Source organism: Bacteroides sp. f07, assembly GCF_042854785.1.
Lineage (GTDB): Bacteria > Bacteroidota > Bacteroidia > Bacteroidales > Bacteroidaceae > Bacteroides.
The window spans coordinates 270,453-294,015 of sequence record NZ_BAABXI010000002.1 but is presented as its reverse complement, the minus strand read 5'-3'; the positions used below and the strand labels follow the sequence as shown (position 1 = coordinate 294,015).

Here is a 23,563-nt window from a genome sequence, read left to right as displayed (position 1 = left end):
AAGATGATATTAACAGTTAGAAAAAGAAATTGATTATGAAAACATTAAAAATAGCAATCATAACTTTATTGGCAGGTATCACCATGGCATCCTGTGACTTTCTGGAGAAAGAACCTACCAAACTTACGCCGGAGAACTACTTCAATACCCCCGAAGAAGCATCTTCATTCCTCACCGGCATTTATTCGGTACTGTCACAACCGACATTCTACGGCGGTGACTATATGTATCTGGTAGCAGGAGACGATTTGTCCCACTACGGAGGTAGCGGACGCGGTCCAGCCTCCACCGGACTGATTTGTAACAATGCCACTACCAGTGACAATGCCGTGACATCATTCTGGTATGTACTCTACGCAGGTATTAACCGTGCCAATATGTTTCTGGAAAACATTGACCAAGTTGAAGGATTTGCCACAGGCGTAAAGGAACAATATATAGCCGAAGCCCGTTTCTTACGTGCATTCTACTATTTCAACCTCGTAGAATGTTGGGGAGATGTACCTTTTAAGACAGTTTCTACTCAAAGCGTAACCAATCTGAATATTGCGCGTACAGATAAGCAGGTAATCTACGACTTTATCATTTCTGAAATGGTAGATGCCGCAGATACAGGTCTGAAATCGGCCGCCGATCTGGCTTACAAACCGGGACGTATCTCCCAATCTACAGCCTGGGGTATGCTGGCACGTGTATACCTGTTCCGTGCAGGAGAACACTATCGTGAAAAAAGAAACGCCACACAGGCAGAAACAAAAGACTACTTTGAGAAAGCCAGTTTCTATGCACAGAAAGTTAGAGAGGCAGGACACAAACTTGCCCCTCATTACTGGGATTATTTTATTGACCTATGTTCAGATAAATATAATACTACTGCTAATGAAAGTATCTGGGAAGCAGAATTTGCCGGAAACAATACCTCGGATACACAAGCCGAAGGTCGTATCGGTAATATAATCGGACTGGCCGGTCCGGACATGTCTTCCAAGAGCGACATAGTAGGAAGCGCCGACCCGGGATATGCTTATGCCTTCATATACAGCACTCCGAAACTGTACAATCTCTATGTGAACAACGGTGATACCCAACGCTTCAATTGGAGCATTGCTCCGTTCGAATATAAAGAAGCGGGAGGAAAGAATACGGGAGTAACCCATCGTGAATTTGAACAGGGAAAACTTGCGGAAGTAATGGCACAATATGGTCCGCAGTCTTACCAATATGCAGGTGACATCGAGAAAACGACTGCAACAAAGAACTTCAGCCGGATGTGCGCCAAATATCGCCGTGAATACGAAGCGGATAAAAAGGATAAGAACTATACGTCAATCAACTTCCCTATCCTGCGTTATGCAGATGTATTGTTGATGATTGCAGAAGGAGAAAATGAAGCCAATGACGGTCCCACACCTCTAGCTTACGATTGTATGAAAGAAGTGAGAAAACGTGCCGGACTAGATGAACTTCAGAAAGACTTGTCACAAACAGAATTCCGACAGGCTGTAAAAGACGAACGTGCTATGGAGCTTTGCTTCGAATACACGCGCCGTTTTGACTTGATTCGTTGGGGAGAATATGTGAAAAATATGAGAGCACTGGTATCCGAGGCGCAATCCGGTAACAACTGGACCCAAGGACCTACCAATGTATATACATACTTCAACATCTCCGATACATACAATTATTTCCCGATTCCGGATGCAGAAATGGCTGTGAACAGTTATATCACGCAAAATAACCCGAATTGGTAATCAAATTATTCATGAATAAAAGCTTAACAGATTATGAAAACATATAAACTCATAGGCACCTGCATAGCAAGCCTCTTCTTTGCGGCCTGTAACGACGGACTCGATGAAGAAGTAGGTCTGAACATAAAAGTAACGACCAACGAAAACGTAAGTTTCGACGGACAGATTATAACTGCAAAGAAAGGTAGCCCGATAGAGTTCACTCTTTCGGGAGATCCGGACTTCCTGACATTCTTCAGCGGAGAAGCCGGCTGCAAATATCAATATCGCGAACGGGAAACGATTGACCCTTCACAGATAAAATCGTCCACACTAAATTTCTCTATATGGTTTCAATACGGAAATCCAAGTACAATGATAGAGAAACATGTCTATATATCAGACGAATTTACCGGATTATACAAAGACAACTATGAAGCTGACTCTCTGCTAGTGGAACAGTTTGAAAAAGACGGTAAGTGGAAGGAAGTCATTCCACAGTCTGAATATCCTGTAGCATCAGTAGGTAATGCAGATTTGGCCACCTCTTACAGTTATGACATGAGCGAGTATATGGGCAAACGCATGGCTATTGCCATTTGCTATCGCGGCATTGAGAATACTGCCGCACAATCTAAAATGTATTTTGAGAGAATGCATATTACCAATGTCATGAATAACGGGCAAGAAGCCGATTTTTCTGCAGGCTCTTTCGGATTCACTCCTATCAACATGAAAAATAAATGGAATTTGAAAGACCAAACCAGTATGAAAAATGAACGCGAATACGGAACTGTCACCAACAATACAGCCGGTATTTGGAATTTAACAGGCATAGGTGCCGGTTCATTCTTCATTCATAGCACTGATGCCGGCAATCCTTTGAAGTATAGCTGGTTGGTTTCAGATCTGATTACTGTCAATTCTTGCAGTCCTGACCAAGGAACGAAGATAAAGGATATCACTCAACGATTGGATACATACACTTATACCTATAATGAAATCGGTATCTACAATGTTACATTCCTTGCAAGAAATGCTAATATAGATCATTCGTCTACAACTACATACCACATGGTAGTAAACGTAGTAGAATAATAAAAACAGATTAATAAATAACTAATACACATATATCTATGAATTACTTTAAATCATTATTGTTAACCGCATTTGCGTTGCTGGCATTAGCCGCTTGCGACACAGACGATTTGAGAGACGATGTAGACAATCTGAAAGGTCGTGTAGAATCTTTAGAAGCACAGGTCACTTTGCTGAACGACAATATGACGGCTATCAAGCGTCTGCTTGAAGGCGGTCAGACTATTACGGAACTGAGCAATACTAATGGTACATATACACTGAAACTAAGTAACGGTGAAACAATCACACTAACACAGGGTGCTCAAGGAGAAGTGAAATATCCGGAAATAACAGTGAATGATGAAGGACAATGGGTAGTAAACGGTGAAGTACTCAAACAGAACGGTACGCCAGTGCAAGCAGTAGGTACTCCGGGCAATGATGGGGCAACTCCCAAATTCCGACTTACAGAAGAGGGCAGTTTCTGGCAAGTAAGCTATGACGGAGTAATTTGGGAAGATGTACTTGACGTGAATGGTAACAGAGTATCTGCTGTAAGTAACGGTTCTTCCAGTGGAGGAAGCGGTGCCGATTCTTTCTTTGAAGAAGTGGGTATAGATGCTACCGGTGAATTCTTTGTAATCAAATTGAAAGGACAAGCAGAGGCTATTTCTATTCCCATCGTAAAAGAACTATTGTGTGAAATAGTAGAGCCGGAAACCGGAATGAAAAACGGATACTGGGAAATTGGCTACGGTAAAACTGCAACCACCACAGTTAAAGTGAAAGGAGAAAATGTTATAACTACCGCTCCGGCAGGATGGATGGTTACTGTAAGCGAAGTTGATAAAACAACCAATACAGCTACATTGAGCATTACAGCTCCGTCAAAAACTGCCACTGCCAATACTCGCGCCACAGCAGACAATAACTCCGATGTAACTGTACAAGTTAATAAGGGAGCCAATTGGGCAGTAGATAAGATTCAGGTGAAAGCTGTAGAGATGATTGACAGCTATTATGAGCTTTATAACAATGGAGGTATTGTGGAAATCAATGGAGTAAAGATACAAAAAGAAACTTATGGAGAGGCAACATTAATTACTTCCCAATCCGAAAGTAAAGAAATTACCAAGGAAGGAGTTTACTTTATACAACCGGATGCGGAAATAACATACTCATCAACAGCGTCTATCAAGAGTCTTATATTAATAGGAGACAATTCTACACAAAAGTCAACATGTGTATTAAGCAAACCTATTGCCATCAACGGATTGGACAACACAAAAGAGCTGATTGTTATGAACATGAATATTGACGGTAGTAATTTGGAAAACTATATATCTTCTGTTGTAGGTACTCTGTCCAATGTAATATTCACTAACAATGAAATATTTGTCAACGAAGGACGAAATCTGATCAATTGCACACTTTCACCAGATAAAGATAATGTGACCAAACAAATCATGCTTGTTAAAAATATTATAAAGATAAAAGCAGCTACTAACTGGAAAGCAACTCGTATAGTTAGCTTCACCGTTAAACCAACTTGCGAATCAGTAGTATTCGACAACAATATTGTTTACGCGGCATCAACAATTGAAACAAATGCAACCAACGGATGTATATTCTTCGCAGCTAATCAAGATATGCCCAATATTATCACGATCAGCAATAACACATTTATCAATTTCATTTCAAATTCTCAACCGCTTGTAATTGGAAAACTGATTGGCAATATCAGTTATTCAAACTTGTTATTCTATTATAACTATGCCGGCACTGACGATAAAGCACACCCAGCTACACTGATAAACGTTAACGGTGGTGATGGAACTTACTCTTTCGAAAAAATCATTCGCTATGACAAGAAAGACGGAGATACTTATAAAACAACACTCAGACCATTCGCTGGTACAGTTCCAAGTGGACAAAGCAACAGTTTCTTCGCAAATGAAAGTAAGAATCCGTTCGACGGCGGAACTTTCGACCTTGCTAATGGTATCTTCATTCCAAGCGCCGAATATGCCGAATACGGTGCATCACTAAACTAATACCGACTGAAATATGAAAAAAATAATATCATTAATATGTATCACCCTTCTCGTCGCACTTTATTCGTGCGACGAACGGGATGAACTACGCTCCGATATTGACAACCTGAAAGAACGGGTTGCCAATTTGGAAGCAAGCGTAGAACAGATGAACTCGGACATCAGTAACTATCAACAGATGGTTGAAGGCAAAGTTCTGGTAGTGGGATATAGCAAGGACGAACAAGACAACTATACCATAGAGCTTAGTAATGGCGAAACTGTAACAGTGTACAGTGGTAAAGTTGATATGAACGACATGCCTTTATTCAGCGTCAACGCATCAGGCAACTGGGCATACACTATCAACGACATGACTACGGAATTGCTCGTAAACGACAAGCCTGTGAGTGCTATCCCTGAAACAGGAAATGAAGGTATAACTCCTAAACTTAAAGTAGACACAAATGGTTTTTGGCTAATCTCGACAGATAATGGCAACACTTGGACAAAGTTAGGAAATAATCAAATAGCTGACGGAACACAGGCTGTAGCCAATAATGGCTCATTATTCAGTAATGTGACCATTGACGAAGCTACCGGACAGATAACCTTCACCATACGTGCTGATAACAGCGAAGTGAAGGTGCCTATTTACGGTAAAGATTTCCATCTGACAATTAAATATGAAGGAATAGCCACCTTTGGTCTGGGACAGAAACAAATATTCGAAGTAGAACAAGCCAACGTAGAAACCGCTACTATCGAAAACCAGACATGGGGTGTCATCCTGCAGGAGAAACAGTTGATTGTCACTGCTCCCAAAACGAACATACAAGGAAAAGAATACGAAGAGCAGATTTACATCAAAATATTCTCCAAAGAGGGTTATTGCCGGGTAGTAAAACTACCAGTGAAGCTTCTGACCACTGAAATTGATGCGAATGCTACCACTGCTTGGACAGAGTTCCTCAGCGGTGATGCTAAAAATGTATTGCTGGATTTCTCCTACGCAGGATATATGCGGGGAGAGACAGCTCCGCCCGATATGGAAACATTAGTGGCACAAGGATATAAAGTATATGATGTAACCGATCCTAAATATGGAGCAATCCCCAATGACAACAAATCCGATCGGGAAGCTTTCTTAAAAGTGCTGGCAGATATTGCCGGCACTACTTATAACAAAGAGGACGACAACGGTACTATCCGCTTCCTGAAAGAACATGCCAAGGCCATTATCTACTTTCCGGAAGGTAGTTTCATCTTGCAAGATGAAAGCTCCAAGAATAAGACTATTGATATGACTATGGGCGATATCGTACTGAAAGGAGCCGGAAGGGACAAAACGATCATTGAGATGACCGCGGCAAATAACTCTGCAAGTGAAAGTCAAATGTGGAACGCCCCTGTCATGATGGAATTTAAACATTATAGCACTTGGAGTTACATTACTGACATCAACACGGATGCTTCGATCGGTAGCAAAACCGTCTCTGCGAATTCTACAAGTGGATTGAAGGCTAATGATTGGATATGCCTCACAATGATAAACACTGATGACGATGTCATCAACGCAGAACTGGCTCCGTATAAATACACAGACATCAATGTGAACAATGGAGGTGTGCTTGATATCAAAACGAATGGTGTACAAATATATGAATACCATCAAATAGAAAAAATCAGTGGTAATTCAATCACTTTCAAAGAACCCATCATGCATGCTATCAACAAGGAATGGGGTTGGAAAATCAACAAATATCCCCATTATGAAAACGTGGGCGTGGAAGACCTTACATTCAAAGGTGATGCGGTGGAAGAATTTGTCCACCATAAAAACTCCATCCACGACGGTGGATTCAAACCTATTGACTTTGTCCGCCTGACAAACTCATGGATACGCCGCGTCAACTTTGAAAGTGTCAGCGAAGCCATGTCTATCACCAATTCAGCCAACTGTTCAGCGTACGACATCAAAATTGGCGGTAAACGCGGTCATTCTGCCATCCGTTCGCAAGCTTCTTCTCGCATCTTCATTGGAAAAGTGATTGAAAACAGTGACGGATATACCCTCAATAAAGGCGAAGGGGATAAAACATTGGGGACTTACCAAACTAATGTAGGACAATATCACGCTTGTGGTGTCTCCAAGCAAAGCATGGGTGCTGTGATATGGAATGTAAGATGGGGAGATGATTCCTGTTTTGAATCGCATGCAACACAACCACGTGCTACACTGATAGACTGCTGCTCCGGTGGATTCATGCACTGGAGACAAGGCGGTGACTCTGCACAAATGCCTAACCATATGGAGAATTTGACTATCTGGAACTTCTGCTCAACAAATACTCAGACAGATGCAGATATTGATGCCGAAAGTAAATTCAGCTGGTGGGATGCAAAAGGATACTGGTGGAAATTCTTGCCGCCTATTGTAGTAGGTTTCCACGGACAATCCCTTCAATTCAATGAGTCACAAATGAAGCGAAGCGAAAACAATAATAACGGTGCGGTAGAGCCTTTTTCTCTTTACGAAGCACAGTTACGCAATCGCTTGGGATATGTCCCCGGATGGTTGAACGCATTAAAATAAACACACAGTTTTTCTAACCTTTGAAATAAAAACGCATACGAAAATCAGACTTTAATCAATTTAACACCCGAAAGAGAGGGGCCGTGAGGTTCTTCTCTTTTCTTTTTCCGTACCTTTGCAACAAAATTAATTGTTATGCAAGAAACTCTGCCCATCCATTTCGCTCCGTTACAAGGTTATACCGAAGTCTTTTACCGCAATGCCCACGCCGCTTGTTTCGGTGGCGTAGACACTTATTACACCCCATTCGTTCGAATCGAGAAAGGTAGCTTCCGCCATAGAGATGTCCGGGGCATTGAACCGGAGAACAATCATGTACCCCACCTCGTACCTCAGCTAATAGCTCCGACAATGGAGAAGGCAGAAACGGTTCTCTCCCTTTTCATCGAGAAAGGATATAAAGAAGTGGATATAAACTTGGGCTGTCCCTTCCCTCTTTTAGCAAAGCGCCACAACGGTTCCGGTATTCTGCCTTATCCCGAAGAAGTGGAAACACTGCTTAGTCTGGTCCGGAAGTATCCGCAAATCAGCTTCTCTATAAAAATGAGACTAGGATGGGAGAATCCGGATGAATGCCTCAAACTGGTTCCTATTATTAACGACCTGCCATTGCGGCAAGTCACGATGCATCCCCGTTTAGGAAAACAACAATATAAAGGTGAAGTAGACCTTAAAGGATTCGCTGATTTTCAAAATGCCTGCAAACATCCTGTTATTTATAATGGAGACATAAACAGTCTGGAAGATATTCAACAAATTCAGAACAAATTTCCCACATTAGCCGGAATTATGATAGGACGCGGGCTACTCGCCAATCCGGCACTAGCATTAGAGCATAGACACGGACGTGTTCTTGGCTTCGATGAGATGGTGCAAAAATTACAGTCGATGCACAAATGCATATACACGGCATACACAGAACAGCTTGAAGGTGGAGACGCGCAACTCTTAAACAAGATGAAATCCTTTTGGGAATATTTATTGCCAAATGCAGAGAAGAAACTATTGAAAGCGATTCATAAAAGTACAAGTCTGAACAAATATAATCAGGCTGTCAATGCCTTTTTTAATCAATGATAAGCTGATAATCGGAATTTTATGTAATTTTGCGCCCGTTTATAAACAAGCACATTATGAAAAAATACATTCTATTATTTATTTGCCTGATAACAGTTTCGGGCAGTTTTGCACAGATGAAGGATTTCAAGTTCAAATTCTACGGACAGATTCGTACTGACTTTTATTATAACAGTCGTGCCAACGAAGAAACCGTAGACGGGTTGTTCTATATGTATCCCAAAGACAAGGTACGCGATCCGGACGGAAACGATTTGAATTCAACGTCAAACAGTAATTTCTATACGTTATATTCACGTTTGGGAGTAGACGTTGCCGGTCCTAAACTAGGAACAGCCAAAACTTCTGCTAAAGTAGAAATTGACTTCCGCGGCACAGGTACTTCTTATTCAGTAGTACGCCTTCGCCATGCTTATCTCAACTTGGATTGGGGCAAATCAGCTTTATTGCTCGGACAAACCTGGCATCCGTTGTTCGGAGATGTTTCGCCACAGATTCTTAACCTTTCGGTAGGAGCACCTTTCCAACCGTTTAGTCGTGCACCGCAGATTCGTTATCGTTATACAAACCGTAACTTCCAGCTCACGGGAGCTGCCGTATGGCAATCCCAGTATTTGTCTCAAGGACCTGCCGGAAAAAGCCAGGAGTATATAAAGAAAGGCTGTGTTCCTGAAATTTATATTGGGGCAGATTACAAGAAAGATGGTCTATTAGCAGGTGTAGGCGTTGAGTTGTTATCATTAAAGCCACGCACAGTCTCCACAGAAGGATATAAAGTAGACGAACGCATCACGACTCTTTCTTACGAAGCTCATGTGAAATACACGAATAAGAACTGGTTTATTGGCGCAAAGAGTGTATTAGGTTCCAATCTTACACAAGCGTCCGGTCTTGGCGGATTCGGCATTAAATCTATTAATGAACGCACAGGAGAACAGAAATACACTCCAATACGTTTTTCAAGTTCTTGGCTGAATGCCGTTTACGGGCAAAAATGGAAACCGGGAATCTTTGTCGGCTACGCAAAGAATTTAGGAACAAGCGATGCATTGGAATCAGAAAAGCTATATGGTACAGGAACAAACCTTGACCAATTAGTTACAGCAGGAGCTGAATTGACATACAATGTACCTCATTGGAAATTTGGTTTGGAATATACTCTAAGTTCGGCATGGTATGGTTCACTCAAACATTCTAACGGAAAAATTATAGACACTCATGCTGTTTGCAATAACCGTATCGTAGCGGTAGCTATGTTTATGTTCTAAGACGCATCTCTACATAGTTTTTTTGTACATTCCTATTGTCACTTTGGGTAGCTAAACGACACATTATCAAGAAGTAAAAATGGCAATAGATAGCAAATAACAAGGTGACAATAGAATGTCCTTCTCCATTCTATTGCCACCTTTACTTTATTCGCTTCCGTCCTAAAAGTTTCAACCCCATTTGAAACTATTTGTTTCTCTGCGTGAAACACTTTGTTTCAGTGCTTGAAACACTTCGTTTCTCGGTGTGAAACACTTCGTTTCAAACAGTGAAACAAAAAGAACCAATATTTGAAACAATATTTTCTTCTATTTGGAACAACATTTAAGTCCGAGGCTTCACACTCTGTTTATATTGAATCCACCTTATTTCCGTAGTTCCACTCCAAAGCTAGCCCCGTCTTTACAAGTAAAACGGAGAACCGTTTGCTTTTTATCAGACGAAAGAATCTTGCAGAAAGGAGTTTCTTCGACATTCCATCGGCCTTTCAAAGTGACAGTAACAGGAATTTCACCACTTTCATTGCCAATCCACGGACGGGAATAAATACTGCGTTCTATCCGTTTTCCATCTTTATCAAAAGCTTCATCACTTGCACCACGATACAATGCCAAGTCCGGCTGTGCCACTGTCAGCAGAATTTTCTCTGGTGATTCCTTACGAATCATCACTAGGCAGGACGTATCCGTACGCTGTAATAATTCACCAGGAAGAGGTGCTTGCGGAGTTTCAAAGAGTACATAAGAGTATATATTCTCTGCCGATGAATACACGACATGAGCATCGCGATCCTGCTTCAGTACCTTATAAGCAGTTTTCTTGCTAAATGACTTCATAACAGTTTCATTTGTTTGTGGCAGGACAGCATATTCATAACTTCCGCCTTTCGGAGCTTTCCCATGATTCACGACTAATGAAACCCAATCCTCCTTCGTTTCCTTGCCTGTATCCTGCATACGGGAATATTGTGGGAAGGTCTTCTCAAACTTAGCTGCAGCCGGTACATAATATCCGGTTCCCAGATGATCAATCCATGTCTTGCCCTCACCTTGATAATTCTTCCAGTAATCATGTCCTGTCTTATCTGTTACTGCCAACTGGAATATCGTGGTTTCAGTAGGGTATTCCGTGTTGGCATTTTCAATATCCGAGCCTAGACAAACAATCATTCCGCCGATGAAATGGAAAGATTTACGTGCCCGGTGAGTTCCATTGTATTTATCATGCTCGTGCAATTTCATTCCAAAATTTCCATTCTCTTTCTTTTGCGACAATCCACCGGCAAAAGCCTCGTCAGAGTAAAGCATTTCTTCCATGCCGGAGAAAGTATCCACATTCAGAACTTTAGCCTTCAACTGTTCAAGCGGAAGATGTATGGAAGTCACACCTGGGATACGGTTCCAGTCGAAACCTTCCTGCTGCCAGCCGCTTGTGGCAGGAGTAACGTTCTGTCCCGGTGCCGCTGTCAGGATTTGCAGGCTGCCATGTGCCAGATAACGGCCATAAAGATTATGCCCCAGATAATGTTCTGCCGCCCAAAGATAGCGGGAATGTCCGCGGACCACTGCCGACCAGTTGTTACGACGTTGTACAGATACACAACCGTAACCCAGTGCCAGATTTCCTTGCGGATCGGGTTCAGGACGAAAACCTTTTTCCACAAGCAGCTTCGCAATCTTACGTTCCTGTGCGTTAGAGACTTTGGGCATATACTCCGGTTCCTGTTCTTTAGAAGAAATACCTGAGACAAGGCGAAGATAAGCGGATGCCATATCCTTGTCAAACTCGGACTTCCCATCGGGAGTCCCTGCCATAGCCATCATCGCATAATGCATCGGCACTAATTTCCCCTTTCCATCGGGGTGACGACCGGACATTGACAATGGGAAATTCAATTTATTACAGTAGAAACGCATTGCAAATAATACATTTCTCACTGTCTCATGTGCCAATTCCGAGACAGCAAATTCTGTCCGATTGAAAAGATAAATCATATTAGTCGCTCCATCCAAACCACCGACGGCATAAGCAGGGTAATTATTACGGTGATGGAAAGCACCGCCATCTATTTTGAACGAGCCATCCAGCCCCGGAGCGGGACGACAACCGTAATCAATCCAACGGGAGAAAGACTTCAAGTATTGCAACTTTTCCGGTGTATCCTCCATCATCAGGATACTTGCAATGCGACCGGTAGTCTGTGTATTAAATGAGTCCATATCAATTCCATTACCTTCCGGTTTAGGATATACCTCATTCGTAATGGCATACCACCGCAGTGTGCGTTCGGCTTCCTGCAACTTACCGGCTTCACGAAGTACGTCTTTCATCAGGAAATATGCCAGATACAATCCGCGAACACTATATCCGTAATGATGGATATTCCCCCAACAACTGCCATAAGTCACCCCCTGGTCTGTTATATGGTCATACATAGCCAAGAATTTCTGCTTCATTTCTTTCTGAAGTTCCGGTTTTGCAGCACTATTATTATACGCAACAGCAATCCGTTTCATCAAATCAAAATAGGCACGCATTTCTATACCGAGCTTAGTCAGCATATCCTTATCCCAATTCGGTATAATCCGTTCATAAGCTTCGGAAGCGCGCACCATATAAATAGGCACACCCGATACCTGACCGTTTTTATATGTAATCTGATAAAAATCATATTTCTTGCGGATAGTCTCCACTTCTTTGTCCGAGAGCTTGCCTTTTGTATAATTCATATCCCGGAAACGCTTCTCCAGCAGTTGCATTTCTTTCTTTTGCTTGTCGCTGACAGAGGTCAATTCAATATCCGGTTTTAAAAGCGAGTGCTTATAGACAACCAGCCAATGGTTATTGGTTCCGGCATTTACAAAAGGCACCTGTAAATCGGCTGTTTGCTGACGTGCATCAACCTTGGTCGCAGTAATCAAATGATCGATGAAAAGGCTTCCTTTTGCATTTGGGGCAACAATACGGAGTTCATTCATACCTTCTTCCGGCATACCTTGCATATCACGTTCATAACAAACCCATGCGGCACGCCAACCTTTAAAGTTGATTCCGAAAGGAAACGAAGTACATTTCTTACCGTCTTTCAAGAATTCAAAATCGATCGTTGCATTTTGGGGTTCTTCATTATACACCCACACTATAAAAGCTGAAAGATACAGATCCTTGCCGGTCGGATCCTTCTTTTCAAATTTCAAATCTTTCTTGAGTTCTAATACGCCACCAGGTTCAAAGTCCCATTTCATCGAATGTTTTCCATCCTTATAATGTATATCGGAGATGGAAAGCCGGGAGTGGACGCCCGTAATACAGTCTGGAACTTGCAGTTCCTCAAAAGAGAACAGCCGCTCGTCTGTAACTACTTGCGCATGAAGAAATGCTGAACATAAACAGGAAAGTAGAGTGGTTACTCCTAGTCTGGTAAAAGGTTGTTTCATCATGGGTATATTATATATTAGATTTTTTATGTGCAATTTAAAATGTAATCACTTTAAAGCCAGTAAACAAAACGTGATTCTGCAAAAGGCGTAATCCGAAATGGCCGTTCCCCAAGCCATCTGCCACAGAATAACGGAAAAGTTCCTCGCCATTCACTGAATAAGTAGTTATTCCTTTTTTAACCCGGATTTGAATTTGATACCATTGATTGGGAGCAAGCAGATGCGGTGCGTCTGTATACTCACTCAGTAACGGTTTTACTTTATCGTCTGCTATTCCGTAATATTCTCCCCAATAACGACGGAAACGAGTCGTAGAATTGTCATTTCCTCCGTATCCAACGTAGAAAAGGTTCAGTGTATTGTAGTTTTTAAAGACACCGTTCCGCCACTCGCTACGGGCAAAAAGGTTATCAGGATGTTTAGGGTCATTGGCAGCCCAAAAACAATTCAAGTCACTTAAACGATCATATGTTCCGCCTTTCATTACCATACAGATACGATAACTTATCTCATAATCACCTGTCAGACGTTGCCCATACCACATGGTCAAACCTTTAGGAACAATCAGTTCCAATGTATCCGCATGTTCTATCATCTGCAAGGCATGGGATTCATCTTCTATTTTCCATTGTTTGGTAAAGGAGTTTTTGTGTTGCGCAAAGAGCACTACACTATTCAAAAAGAAAAAAGTAATCAAACTGTAGCCAATAAAAAATCGCTTCATCATTACGGGTATTAGTTTAAAGATTGTTTTTCCGGGTACAAAGAAACCCCTCTTTTCGAAAAAAGAGGGGTTCAAATTGTACAAAATATCTCAAATAACGTATTGGCTGAGCTTTTGTATTACCAAGCTTCTACCACTTTTCCCCCTACGGGATGCAAATACCAATCTTTATTATCGGCACCGTTGCTAGTCACCCAACCACGAAACTTAGGATAAGCATCATCAAACAGCACTTGCTCATAAGCATGTTTTGTACCAACAGGAACTTTAATTCCCCAAACAAAACCATTCTTATTACAATATGGAACACCGTCCATCATTTCACCTTTTGAATCAGTGTCATAATTAGTATAAAGATAAGTCGGCCTATAACCTTTCATGTGAATCTCTTTATTGCTGTTTGTCTTAATAAAGAAGTTCTGATTATTTGTATTAGTAATAAGCTCACGATAAGCCTTCAATTGTTCCAAATCCTCTGTAAGACTGGTACGTTCCTTACCACTCAGCGTAATCTCTGCGCGCAACATACCTTGTCCCGGATTTATATATCCTTCTGTAGTCTGGAAGAAATTAGTGTTATCGCCTAAATCAGCCAATCCGTCCATTATGATAACAGGATTACCATTTTTCGTATCTACAGTAACTTTGCAATACTGCGATTTGCCAAACAATGTTCCGCGCATTTCCGCTTCCATTTTTCCCACAGCTAATTCGTCCTCTGTTCCCTGTCCCTTTTTCAATACAATACGGGTTACAGCAGTAGCCTCATTAATATATTTCTTGTCCAAACCACCCAATACTACACCAATCGCTGTAGGATATCTGCCACCTTTCGCACGAATATCCAAAGTCAGCTTCAAGTTCTCTTTATATGCCTGATTTACTAACAATTCCTCATTCTGACATTCAGTAACCTTCAAATCATATTCAAAAACTACATCGTTCAAATCATTGTCCTTATTCGGTTCTATCGGCCAATTGTCTTCAAACATAGCAACCCCTGTATTGTGATAGAAAAGCCATCCGGCATCCTTTTCATTAGTAGGTTGCACTGCATCTTCAGGCACTGTAATTGCTACAACTTCACTTCCACGAGTAACATTGGCAATCGGAAATGCAACATCTTTAGCTGTTGTCGTTGCCGTTGCATATCTTAAATAAAGATTTGTACAGTGAATCGGCACATTTAGCTCTAAACTTTTTTCACCCTTCACAAGCAAATCTCCAACCAATAAATTTTCTTCTTTACAGTCCTTATCCGAATACAAGGATACGACTACAGGTTTAGCTGAAGCCACCTCAACTGCGACTGCACGGCTAGTTGCAAAATCAAACCCAGCAGGAATTACATACTCCGGCGAATTATCACCTCCCTCTTCTCCATTATTCACTCCCCCTTCATTGTCATTATCCGTACAAGCAACAATGGCAAATGCCCCCATAAGGACATACATCATTTTTTTAATCTTCATCATATTCCAGAATTTAAATTATTGTTTGTTTTTGTTTCGCATGAGATTACGCCATATGACTCGCATATACCGGCCTCATTCGTTAACTAATCAAAAATATCTTTAATACTTTATAGCCTTTTAACCGCCACTAATTGTCATTTCAATCCTTTCCATCGAAAATAATCACAAGGTATGAAATACCGTCCAAAAGTCCTGTCCATGAATAATGGCTAATATATACAAGTTATTTAGTATATTTGCATACAGCAGAACATACAATACAACAAATGTACAGCATTTGTTTTAAATATACAAGTTTTTAGATAAATATATCAAGGGAAATGGAGCAAGTTTTATATGGCGTAGATTTCATAGAATACTATTTCTATTGGATATACTATAAGTTCGTAGGATATCCGTTGATCATAAGAATATGCTCAATCGCTGTTATGTTCTGCATTATTGCATACTTGTTCCTACTATTCCATATCATATATGGTATATTCAAAAGACGGAAAGAGAAACGGAAATATAACAAAGCATTCGATAAGTATTATGAAGTAATGAAGACTATCTCACTAGATTCCAATGCATTAAATGAGGAGGAGATAGCAGACAGATTAGCATATAACACGAAAAAACGCCCCAAGCCCGCCGAGCTACGCATCATCACGCAGCTATTAACGGAAATCAAGAGTGTACATGAGAATGAAATCAATGAGGTCAACTACCAATCCATACAAACCGTATTCCAGATAACACGTTTTCTCGAACGCGAACTACAGTTCGGGACTAAAAGAGCTAAGATACAAGCCCTGAAACTTATTCAGTCCATCAACGGATATGCTTCCGAAGCCGTATTAGTACGTTTCCTCTACCATCGCGAGATGGAATTGAGAAATTCGGCACGCTATACTTATATGTGGTTAAGCCAAGGAGACCCGTTTCGTTTCTTCGACGAAGATATCAGCATGAAGTTAAGGCAATGGGACATGATGGAATTGCATGCTATCCTTGAACATCGTAAGAAGGTAGGTTATAACACCCCAAGTTTCATAAAATGGGTAAACACTTCAGCCGAGGAAAATGTTAAGACATTCTTTATCAATGAGATAAGACTATACAATGAAACAGAAAGTGCACCGATTTTAGCAAAACAAATCAACGCGCGCTCTACAGAAATACGGAGCGAAGCGATAAAAACTTTGGGAAAACTAAAATACAAAGAGATAGAACCCAAGCTGATTGAGATGTATCATGTGCAACCGGAAGAAGTCAAACGGCAAATCATCACCGCCATCGCCGACTTGAAGACGGACAAAGCCTTGGGATTTCTTTACAATGCTTACGACGAAGCCGACAATTGGGGAACGAAACGAGTAATCCTGAAAGCCCTATACGATTATAGTGCCATGGGAAGAAAAACCTTCGATCAATTGGAGCGAAAAGCTGATTCTCACTCTGCGATATTGTTCGCCCATACGAAGCATCCGTTAATCAACCAGTTAAATTAGAGAGCATGAAAGATATCATATTTACAATCTTCAATTATTTCGTATTCTTTTATACGAGTATGTTGGCGATAAGCTTTGTCACTTTCGCTTTCCTCTCTTTCATTTCTCTGAAACGGAGAAAAGACTATTATGTGGAGAGTTATATGCGGAAGACAATCAAAGAATCTCCTTATACACCCGGCATCTCGGTGATTGCTCCCGCCTACAATGAAGAAAAGACAATCATCGACAATATCAACTCCATGCTTGCGTTGGAATATCCGCTCTTCGAGGTAATCATTGTAAATGATGGCAGTACGGACAGCACGTTGGAGAAAATTGTCGAGCATTATGAACTGGTAGAAGTGCCATATGCATATATCGAACGAATCAAGACCCAACCGTTCAGAAGGCTTTTGAAGTCGACGAATCCGAAATACAGCCAGCTCATCATCGTCGACAAAGAAAACGGTGGAACCAAGGCTGACGCATCCAATGCAGGCATCAACGTCTCTTCATACCCTTACTTTATCTGCACGGATGTAGATTGTATCCTGGAGAAATACGCTCTTTACCGATGCATCTCACCAATCATCTCTTCGGACAAGCAGGTGATTGCAGTCAGCGGGACAATGCTGATGGCCAACGGATGTGTAGTAAAAGACGGGCAGATTGTGGATGTCAGGACTCCCCGTACCCCGATTCCGCTTTTCCAGAATCTGGAATATATGCGTTCCTACCTGATAGGCAAGATGGGATGGTCTGCCATCAACGGCATGCCGAATGTATCTGGTGGATTCGGTCTTTTTGACCGTTCGGTAGCTATTGAAGCAGGTGGATACGATGCCCCTTCCTTTGCAGAGGACATGGATTTGATTACCCGTATGGTAGGATATATGTGCGACTTCTCGCGCCCTTACAAGATTGTGCAGATTCCGGATACCTGTTGCTGGACGGAAGGGCCGCCTAACCTTGCGATGCTTTATCGCCAACGTACCCGCTGGGCACGCGGATTATTCCAGACACTGAGTATTCATCATAAAATGATATTCAATAAGGACTATAAGCAGATGGGACTGCTCACACTGCCCTATATGTTCATCTTTGAGTTTCTGGCACCCATCATCGAGTTGGCAGGCCTGATAGTATTCATCTACCTGGCTTTCACGGGAGCGGTCAACTGGAATACGGCATGGATGATTTATCTGACAATCTACACGTTCTGCCAGTTCCTCTCCATTGTCGTTATCACCTACGATTATTACGTCGGAATGCTTTATAAAAGAGGGTACGAATACCTGTGGATTATCATTGCGTCCATATTGGAACCGATTTTTTATCACCCCATCATCACTTTCTGCTCTTTGAGAGGATACCTCAGTTATCTCATAAACAGGGACTTCAAGTGGAAGAAGATGGAACGGGCAGGATTCAAGCAGAAAAAAGGAAGCGAAACCGGAACCGACGGCAATGCAACAATAAAACCCGAACCGGCAACGATTTAAGTTAGAAATAAACAACAAGACAGGATGAACAGAGAATTTCTCCATAAGATTACCATATTAGGCTGTCTGCTTTTGCTGATTACCTCTTCCGTAGGTACCGACAAAGGCTTCCAGACACCGGAGCAATATGCCCAGATTGTACAGGAGCATTTTGCCAACGAAGAGTGGGAAGCGGGGAAAGAGATATTGGACGAAGGGCTTCAGAAATACCCGAATGTTTCTGACCTTGAATGGCTTATGGGCAAGTACTGGTTCCACGAAAAGGACTATGACCAGTCGCGCTACCATCTTGTCAAAGCTGTTGATAACAATTACAATAACGTCAATGCCAAGCATTTACTAGTAGACGTAGAAGATATTACGGAGAACTATTCCAGTGCCATTTGTTATGTGAACGAATTATTGGAAGTGAACCCGTATTGGCGAGGCTTATGGCGGAGAAAGATTGAATTGTATCGTAAACAGAACAACGATGTGGAAGCCGACCGCCTGCTGAAACGGATCAACCAGATTTACCCGAACGACACCATTCTGAGAAAAGATTATATCTACAGTATGGAGATAGGCTATCAGCAGATGAAAAAGGGCGGCAACCGGAAAGAAGCAATTGAGAAATTGACGGAACTAATCAAAGTATCTCCTGACAATGAAGAGTATTACCTGGACATTATCAATCTGCACTTGCAGGAAGGGAACCGGGAAGCAGCTTTAGGCTGGTCGTCCAATGGCTTGGCTGCCTTGCCTGGAAGCAGTGCTCTCATCGTAAAAAGAGCTTCTATCCTCGGTGAATTGGCACGTTATCCTGAAGCGCTGGCATTTATGCGTGAACAAATGAGAAGGAACAACAGCCCTGCCATACGCCGTATGTATAACGACTTGCTGATGGAAGCTGCCCGAGCGGAAAAGCAACGGGATCCCTATGTACTGTACGGAATGGCCTATGAAGGGGGAAACAAGAACAAAGAAGCGTTGGAGTATCTGCTGAATACTTCGGTGATAAGGGGATATACCGACGATGCATTGTTCTATATCCGGGAAGCCAAGAAGCAATATGGCAACTCAGATAAAGGTATTTTATATAAAGAGTATATGCTTTATCGCCAGATGAACGAGGACGACCTCGCCTATTCGGCTTTGAAGAAACTGTATGACATGTATCCCGATGACTATGACATCACATTAGCCATGTCTGCACAGCACATGAAGAAAGCGGAAAAGTTAATGGAACTCGGCCTGTATGCAGAAGCATTACCTCATGTGCTGTTTGTTTCCCAAAGGCATCTTGACAACGAAGTCAATGGCGCTGCTTGGGAAAAAACGTTGAGCTGCTACATAAATATGAAACGCTACAACGAAGCACTCGCCACCTTGGACACCATCACCCTTCACTTCCCGGAATATGAAAACGGCACGTTGAAAAGGGCATTTATTCTCGATAAAATGGACAAAACCGAAGAAGCCTTGCAACTTTATCTATCCGCCATCGAGCAAAGTGATGAAGATATGCGCATCTTCTACGTCATCGGATACGAAGAACTAGCCGTTCCTTATATCAAGAAATGCATGGAAGCGGGAGCTACAAAAAAAGCATATAGCGAAGCGGTCAAACTCGTCAGCTTGAATCCATCGAGCGATTTGGGATTACGGTATGCCATCAACTCAGCCGGTTTACTAGGAAAATACGATGAATTCGAGAAATATACGGAACAAGCCATCAACTACTACCCCGAAGAACCGTTCTTCCAAGCCAAAAGAGCGACTATCCTTGAGCGTGACAAGAGATATGAAGCCTCTTTGGAGTTTCTGAAACCGATACTCAACAAGTACCCGAGCAACAAAGAGATTATCGGTGCCTTCTCGCAAAGCAGCAAATACCACGCCTTGCAGTTGACAAAAGCGAAAGCCCCTGAACAAGCTCTCGCCGTACTCGATACAGCCCTGCTTTATGACAGTCAGAACCGTTCGCTGAAATACACCAAGGGAGTAGTATATGAAGCCAACAGACAGGCCGATTCAGCTTACTATTACCAGAAGTTCTACGAACCGTCCATCATGGAATATCGCTCTTTTCAACGGCACTTGTCGGGTCTTAGAAGCATGATGCTCAAAAATGAAATAGCATTGACTTACCTGCGTGCACGTTATGGAGAAGAAGACATCATCACTTCTGTCGCAACTGCCGAATACACCCGGAAGAACCGGAAGAACACCTATACGGGACGTCTCAACTATGCGGGAAGAAGCGGCTCGGCAAGCGACAACATGGAAGCCGAGGAACAGACGCCGGGCGGAGTCGGCATACAGGTACAAGGCGAATGGACACATCATTTCTCCCCTAAATGGAGCGCTACAGTCAACGCAGCCCTCGCCACCGAATACTTTCCGGAAATTTCTGCCGATATTGCCGTAAGGCATTACCTCAAAAACGACTGGGAAATAGGCGCCCACGTAGGATACAGACGTGTAGCCGCCTACAACAAGCATTACGAATGGAATGATGAATTCTTTGCAGGCAGCAACGGGGAGAACGGGTTCTTATTTACCGGCTGGGACGAGTCAAAGACAAACTTGCTGACTCTTGGCGGAGAAGTAGCCAAGACTATCGAAGTAGTCCGGCTGAATACGAAACTGGACTTGCACTTCTTCAACTCCAACTTCTATTACAATGCCCAGATTGGCGCCAAGTATTTCCCTGCCAACGACGGAAAGACAAATATCAACGCCATGGCGAGCATCGGCTCGGCACCGGAGACAGCCGTGCTGGACTATGCCCTGCCCGGTTCTTTCTCGCACACCAATACAATGGTGGGCTTAGGGGGACAATACATGGTCAGCCCCAACATTACCATAGGATTAATGGGCACCTGGAATACCTATTATAACCAGACGAATACGGTGAAAGGAACCAGTCCGCTCAACCGGATAGAATCCATATCGACACGTTATAAAAACTTATATAATATCTATGCACAAATCTATATCTCATTCTGACAAGCTCTGTCCTCTGTTGGCAGGAATGATATGCATTTGCTGCCTTTTGTCCGGTTGCCGCATGCAAGCACGTACGGAGATGTTTCCGTCCAAAGAAGGATACCTCGTCACGATTGGGGAAGACCCGACCAACCGGGACACCCAATGGGCAAAATACCTCTACGAGCATCTCAAGAAACGTGCAAATGACGATGAAATGGTCGCTTTTGGAGTTTCAGAGAAAGAGATGTGGCACGTCATCATACAGATAGACCCTACGGCACAGGAAGGATTCAGAATTTCCCGCAAAGGAGCAGATATAAAATTGACGGCTTCTGACGACCGACAGATGTTATGGCTGCAATATCAGCTCATAAAAAAAATAAGTAAGGAAGACCCGCGTATAGACGGTTCCGACCTGCCGCCGACTCTCGTCAACCTGACGGACACTTGCGGCACTTTTGCTTTCGATTATCAAAGCATCTACTCTCCGGCAGGTCTGAATCCCGACTATACAGGCGTGATGGGGCTTAATAACTTCGACGACAGTTGGGGTATATGGGGACACAACCTGCGAAAAGTACTGGGAGACAATGTAGACAAAGTGTATGCCACCATCCATGGAAAGACAGACGGCTCACAGCTTTGCTTCTCTTCTCCGGAGATGTACCGGCAGATTGAAGGCTATATCGTGAATAACTTCGGTGAAAAGGGGAATTCCCGTTTTGTCATCGCACCGGATGATAATCCTTACGCCTGCACATGCGCAAGCTGTACCGCCATAGGAAATACAGAAAAGAACGCAACACCTGCCGTCACCGAGTTGATACTCCGCCTGGCACAGCGTTTCCCGAAGCATTTCTTCTTTACCACTTCCTATCGGAGCACACAACAGGCCACGGACAAGCCATTACCGGCAAATGCCGGAGTAATGGTCAGCACCATAGACTTCCCGCTCCGCCGGATAGATGGCAAGGACGCACAGGAAAAGAAGTTTGCCCGGCAATTGGAGAACTGGAAAAAAGTAACGAAGAATATCTATATATGGGATTATATCAACAACTTTGATGATTACCTAACTCCTTTCCCCATATTAAAGATAGCCCAGCAACGGCTCCGGTTTTTCAAGCAACACGGAGCCAGCGGCATCTTCTTTAACGGAAGCGGATACAACTACTCTTCTTTCGATGAAATGAGAACTTTTGTATTATCGGCACTCCTTATTAATCCGGAACAGTCCGTAGATGATTTAGTCAGAAACTATTTCAATCAGGAATATCCCGTATCAAAGAAATGGCTGTACGATTATTATATCGACTTGGAGAACAGCACTCAGTCGGGAAAGAAACTGGGGCTTTACGCTGGAATCCGGGAATCAGAGAATTCATTCCTCAATCCGGAGAAATTCACCAGATTCTATGATGAAATGGGGGATTTTGTTTCTGACGCAAAAGGGCAGGAACGTAAAAAGCTTCACGGACTCCAGACAGCCTTGTCTTTCACACGGCTGGAAATGGGGCGTGATCACAGCTATGATATTTACGGATATGCCAAACGAAACGGAAAAGAAATCCAGGCGAATCCTCAGGCACGGAAATGGATAACCCAACTGAAAGAACATAAAGCATTCGCCGGAATGGATTGTTATAATGAGTCGTCCAATGAAATCGACTATTATATAAAGGAATGGGAACAATATATACTTGCTTCCGACATAAAGAAGAATGCATTTCTGGGAATTGCTCCGTCTTCAACTCCCCAAACGAATAAAAACAGCCTGAAAAGACTGACAGACGGCACACACGGTCTGCCCGACAACTATCATTTCGGCTGGCTCATCTTCCCGCAAGAAGAATGTACCATCAACTTGCCTGTGAAAGAAATCAATGAATCAGGAACAGTTTATATCAGTTTCCTGAGTCTTCCCAGACATCGCATATATGCACCGCAACAAATCGAAGTATCGGGAGACGGGACAAGTTATAAGAAAATAAACCTAAACGCAGAAGATTCCGTTGAAAAGGGAGAGATGGTAAAAGCCGTCATCCCCGTTGACCTGAACGGAACGGAGTCGTTAAGTATAAAAATTATCGGTACAAAAAAGCCGGGAGCTCAAATCGGCGTGGATGAAATAGCATTCATTCCATAACGAGTCCTCCCGAAAAAGTGACATACTAAAAAACAATGGCAAC

13 protein-coding genes are annotated in these 23,563 nt (G+C 42.6%); 10 read left to right on the top strand and 3 right to left on the bottom strand.

Going from position 1 to position 23,563, the window contains the following annotated elements:
* The first annotated feature begins 35 nt into the window (after positions 1-35).
* The 6 genes from ACGHVY_RS16265 to ACGHVY_RS16240 all read left to right on the top strand — a co-directional run bounded on the left by ACGHVY_RS16265 (position 36) and on the right by ACGHVY_RS16240 (position 9,784).
* Positions 36-1,751 carry a RagB/SusD family nutrient uptake outer membrane protein gene (locus tag ACGHVY_RS16265; protein WP_390599933.1) on the top strand — a complete coding sequence of 572 codons (1,716 nt, stop codon included), beginning with the start codon at positions 36-38 and terminating at the stop codon, positions 1,749-1,751.
* 33 nt (positions 1,752-1,784) lie between these two features.
* Positions 1,785-2,828: a DUF5017 domain-containing protein gene (locus ACGHVY_RS16260; RefSeq protein WP_390599931.1), complete on the top strand. Its 1,044-nt coding sequence runs from the start codon at positions 1,785-1,787 to the stop codon at positions 2,826-2,828.
* A 38-nt stretch (positions 2,829-2,866) separates the two neighbouring features.
* Positions 2,867-4,864, top strand: a complete 1,998-nt coding sequence (locus ACGHVY_RS16255; protein WP_390599929.1) for a PL29 family lyase N-terminal domain-containing protein — start codon at positions 2,867-2,869, stop codon at positions 4,862-4,864.
* 13 nt (positions 4,865-4,877) lie between these two features.
* A complete protein-coding gene (locus tag ACGHVY_RS16250) occupies positions 4,878-7,439 on the top strand; it encodes a DUF4955 domain-containing protein (protein WP_390599928.1) in 2,562 nt (853 codons plus the stop codon).
* A 135-nt stretch (positions 7,440-7,574) separates the two neighbouring features.
* Positions 7,575-8,516 carry a tRNA-dihydrouridine synthase family protein gene (locus tag ACGHVY_RS16245; RefSeq protein ID WP_390599926.1) on the top strand — a complete coding sequence of 314 codons (942 nt, stop codon included), beginning with the start codon at positions 7,575-7,577 and terminating at the stop codon, positions 8,514-8,516.
* Between the two features lie 56 nt (positions 8,517-8,572).
* Positions 8,573-9,784, top strand: a complete 1,212-nt coding sequence (locus ACGHVY_RS16240; protein WP_390599924.1) for a DcaP family trimeric outer membrane transporter — start codon at positions 8,573-8,575, stop codon at positions 9,782-9,784.
* A 366-nt stretch (positions 9,785-10,150) separates the two neighbouring features.
* Here ACGHVY_RS16240 and ACGHVY_RS16235 read toward each other — a convergent pair whose 3' ends face one another.
* The 3 genes from ACGHVY_RS16235 to ACGHVY_RS16225 form a co-directional block, all read right to left on the bottom strand.
* On the bottom strand, positions 10,151-13,225 hold the full coding sequence (locus ACGHVY_RS16235) for a chondroitinase family polysaccharide lyase (RefSeq protein ID WP_390599922.1): 3,075 nt from the start codon (positions 13,223-13,225) through the stop codon (positions 10,151-10,153).
* A gap of 34 nt (positions 13,226-13,259) precedes the next feature.
* A complete protein-coding gene (locus ACGHVY_RS16230; RefSeq protein ID WP_308743863.1) occupies positions 13,260-13,952 on the bottom strand; it encodes a DUF6250 domain-containing protein in 693 nt (230 codons plus the stop codon).
* Between the two features lie 116 nt (positions 13,953-14,068).
* The gene (locus ACGHVY_RS16225) at positions 14,069-15,424 is read right to left on the bottom strand and encodes a DUF4842 domain-containing protein (RefSeq protein WP_390599920.1); all 1,356 of its coding nucleotides are present in this window, start codon (positions 15,422-15,424) and stop codon (positions 14,069-14,071) included.
* A 320-nt stretch (positions 15,425-15,744) separates the two neighbouring features.
* On the opposite strand from ACGHVY_RS16225, the gene ACGHVY_RS16220 reads away from it, so the two are divergent.
* From ACGHVY_RS16220 to ACGHVY_RS16205, 4 genes are read left to right on the top strand one after another with little or no spacing between them, the layout of a single operon-like run.
* On the top strand, positions 15,745-16,917 hold the full coding sequence (locus tag ACGHVY_RS16220; protein WP_390599918.1) for a HEAT repeat domain-containing protein: 1,173 nt from the start codon (positions 15,745-15,747) through the stop codon (positions 16,915-16,917).
* 5 nt (positions 16,918-16,922) lie between these two features.
* A complete protein-coding gene (locus tag ACGHVY_RS16215) occupies positions 16,923-18,401 on the top strand; it encodes a glycosyltransferase (RefSeq protein ID WP_308743861.1) in 1,479 nt (492 codons plus the stop codon).
* A 24-nt stretch (positions 18,402-18,425) separates the two neighbouring features.
* Positions 18,426-21,392 (top strand): hypothetical protein, encoded by a 2,967-nt coding sequence (locus ACGHVY_RS16210; protein ID WP_390599916.1) that lies wholly within the window; start codon positions 18,426-18,428, stop codon positions 21,390-21,392.
* Positions 21,367-23,520 (top strand): DUF4838 domain-containing protein, encoded by a 2,154-nt coding sequence (locus tag ACGHVY_RS16205; RefSeq protein WP_390599914.1) that lies wholly within the window; start codon positions 21,367-21,369, stop codon positions 23,518-23,520. Before ACGHVY_RS16210 ends, ACGHVY_RS16205 begins: the two co-directional genes overlap by 26 nt.
* Positions 23,521-23,563: the final 43 nt, after the last annotated feature.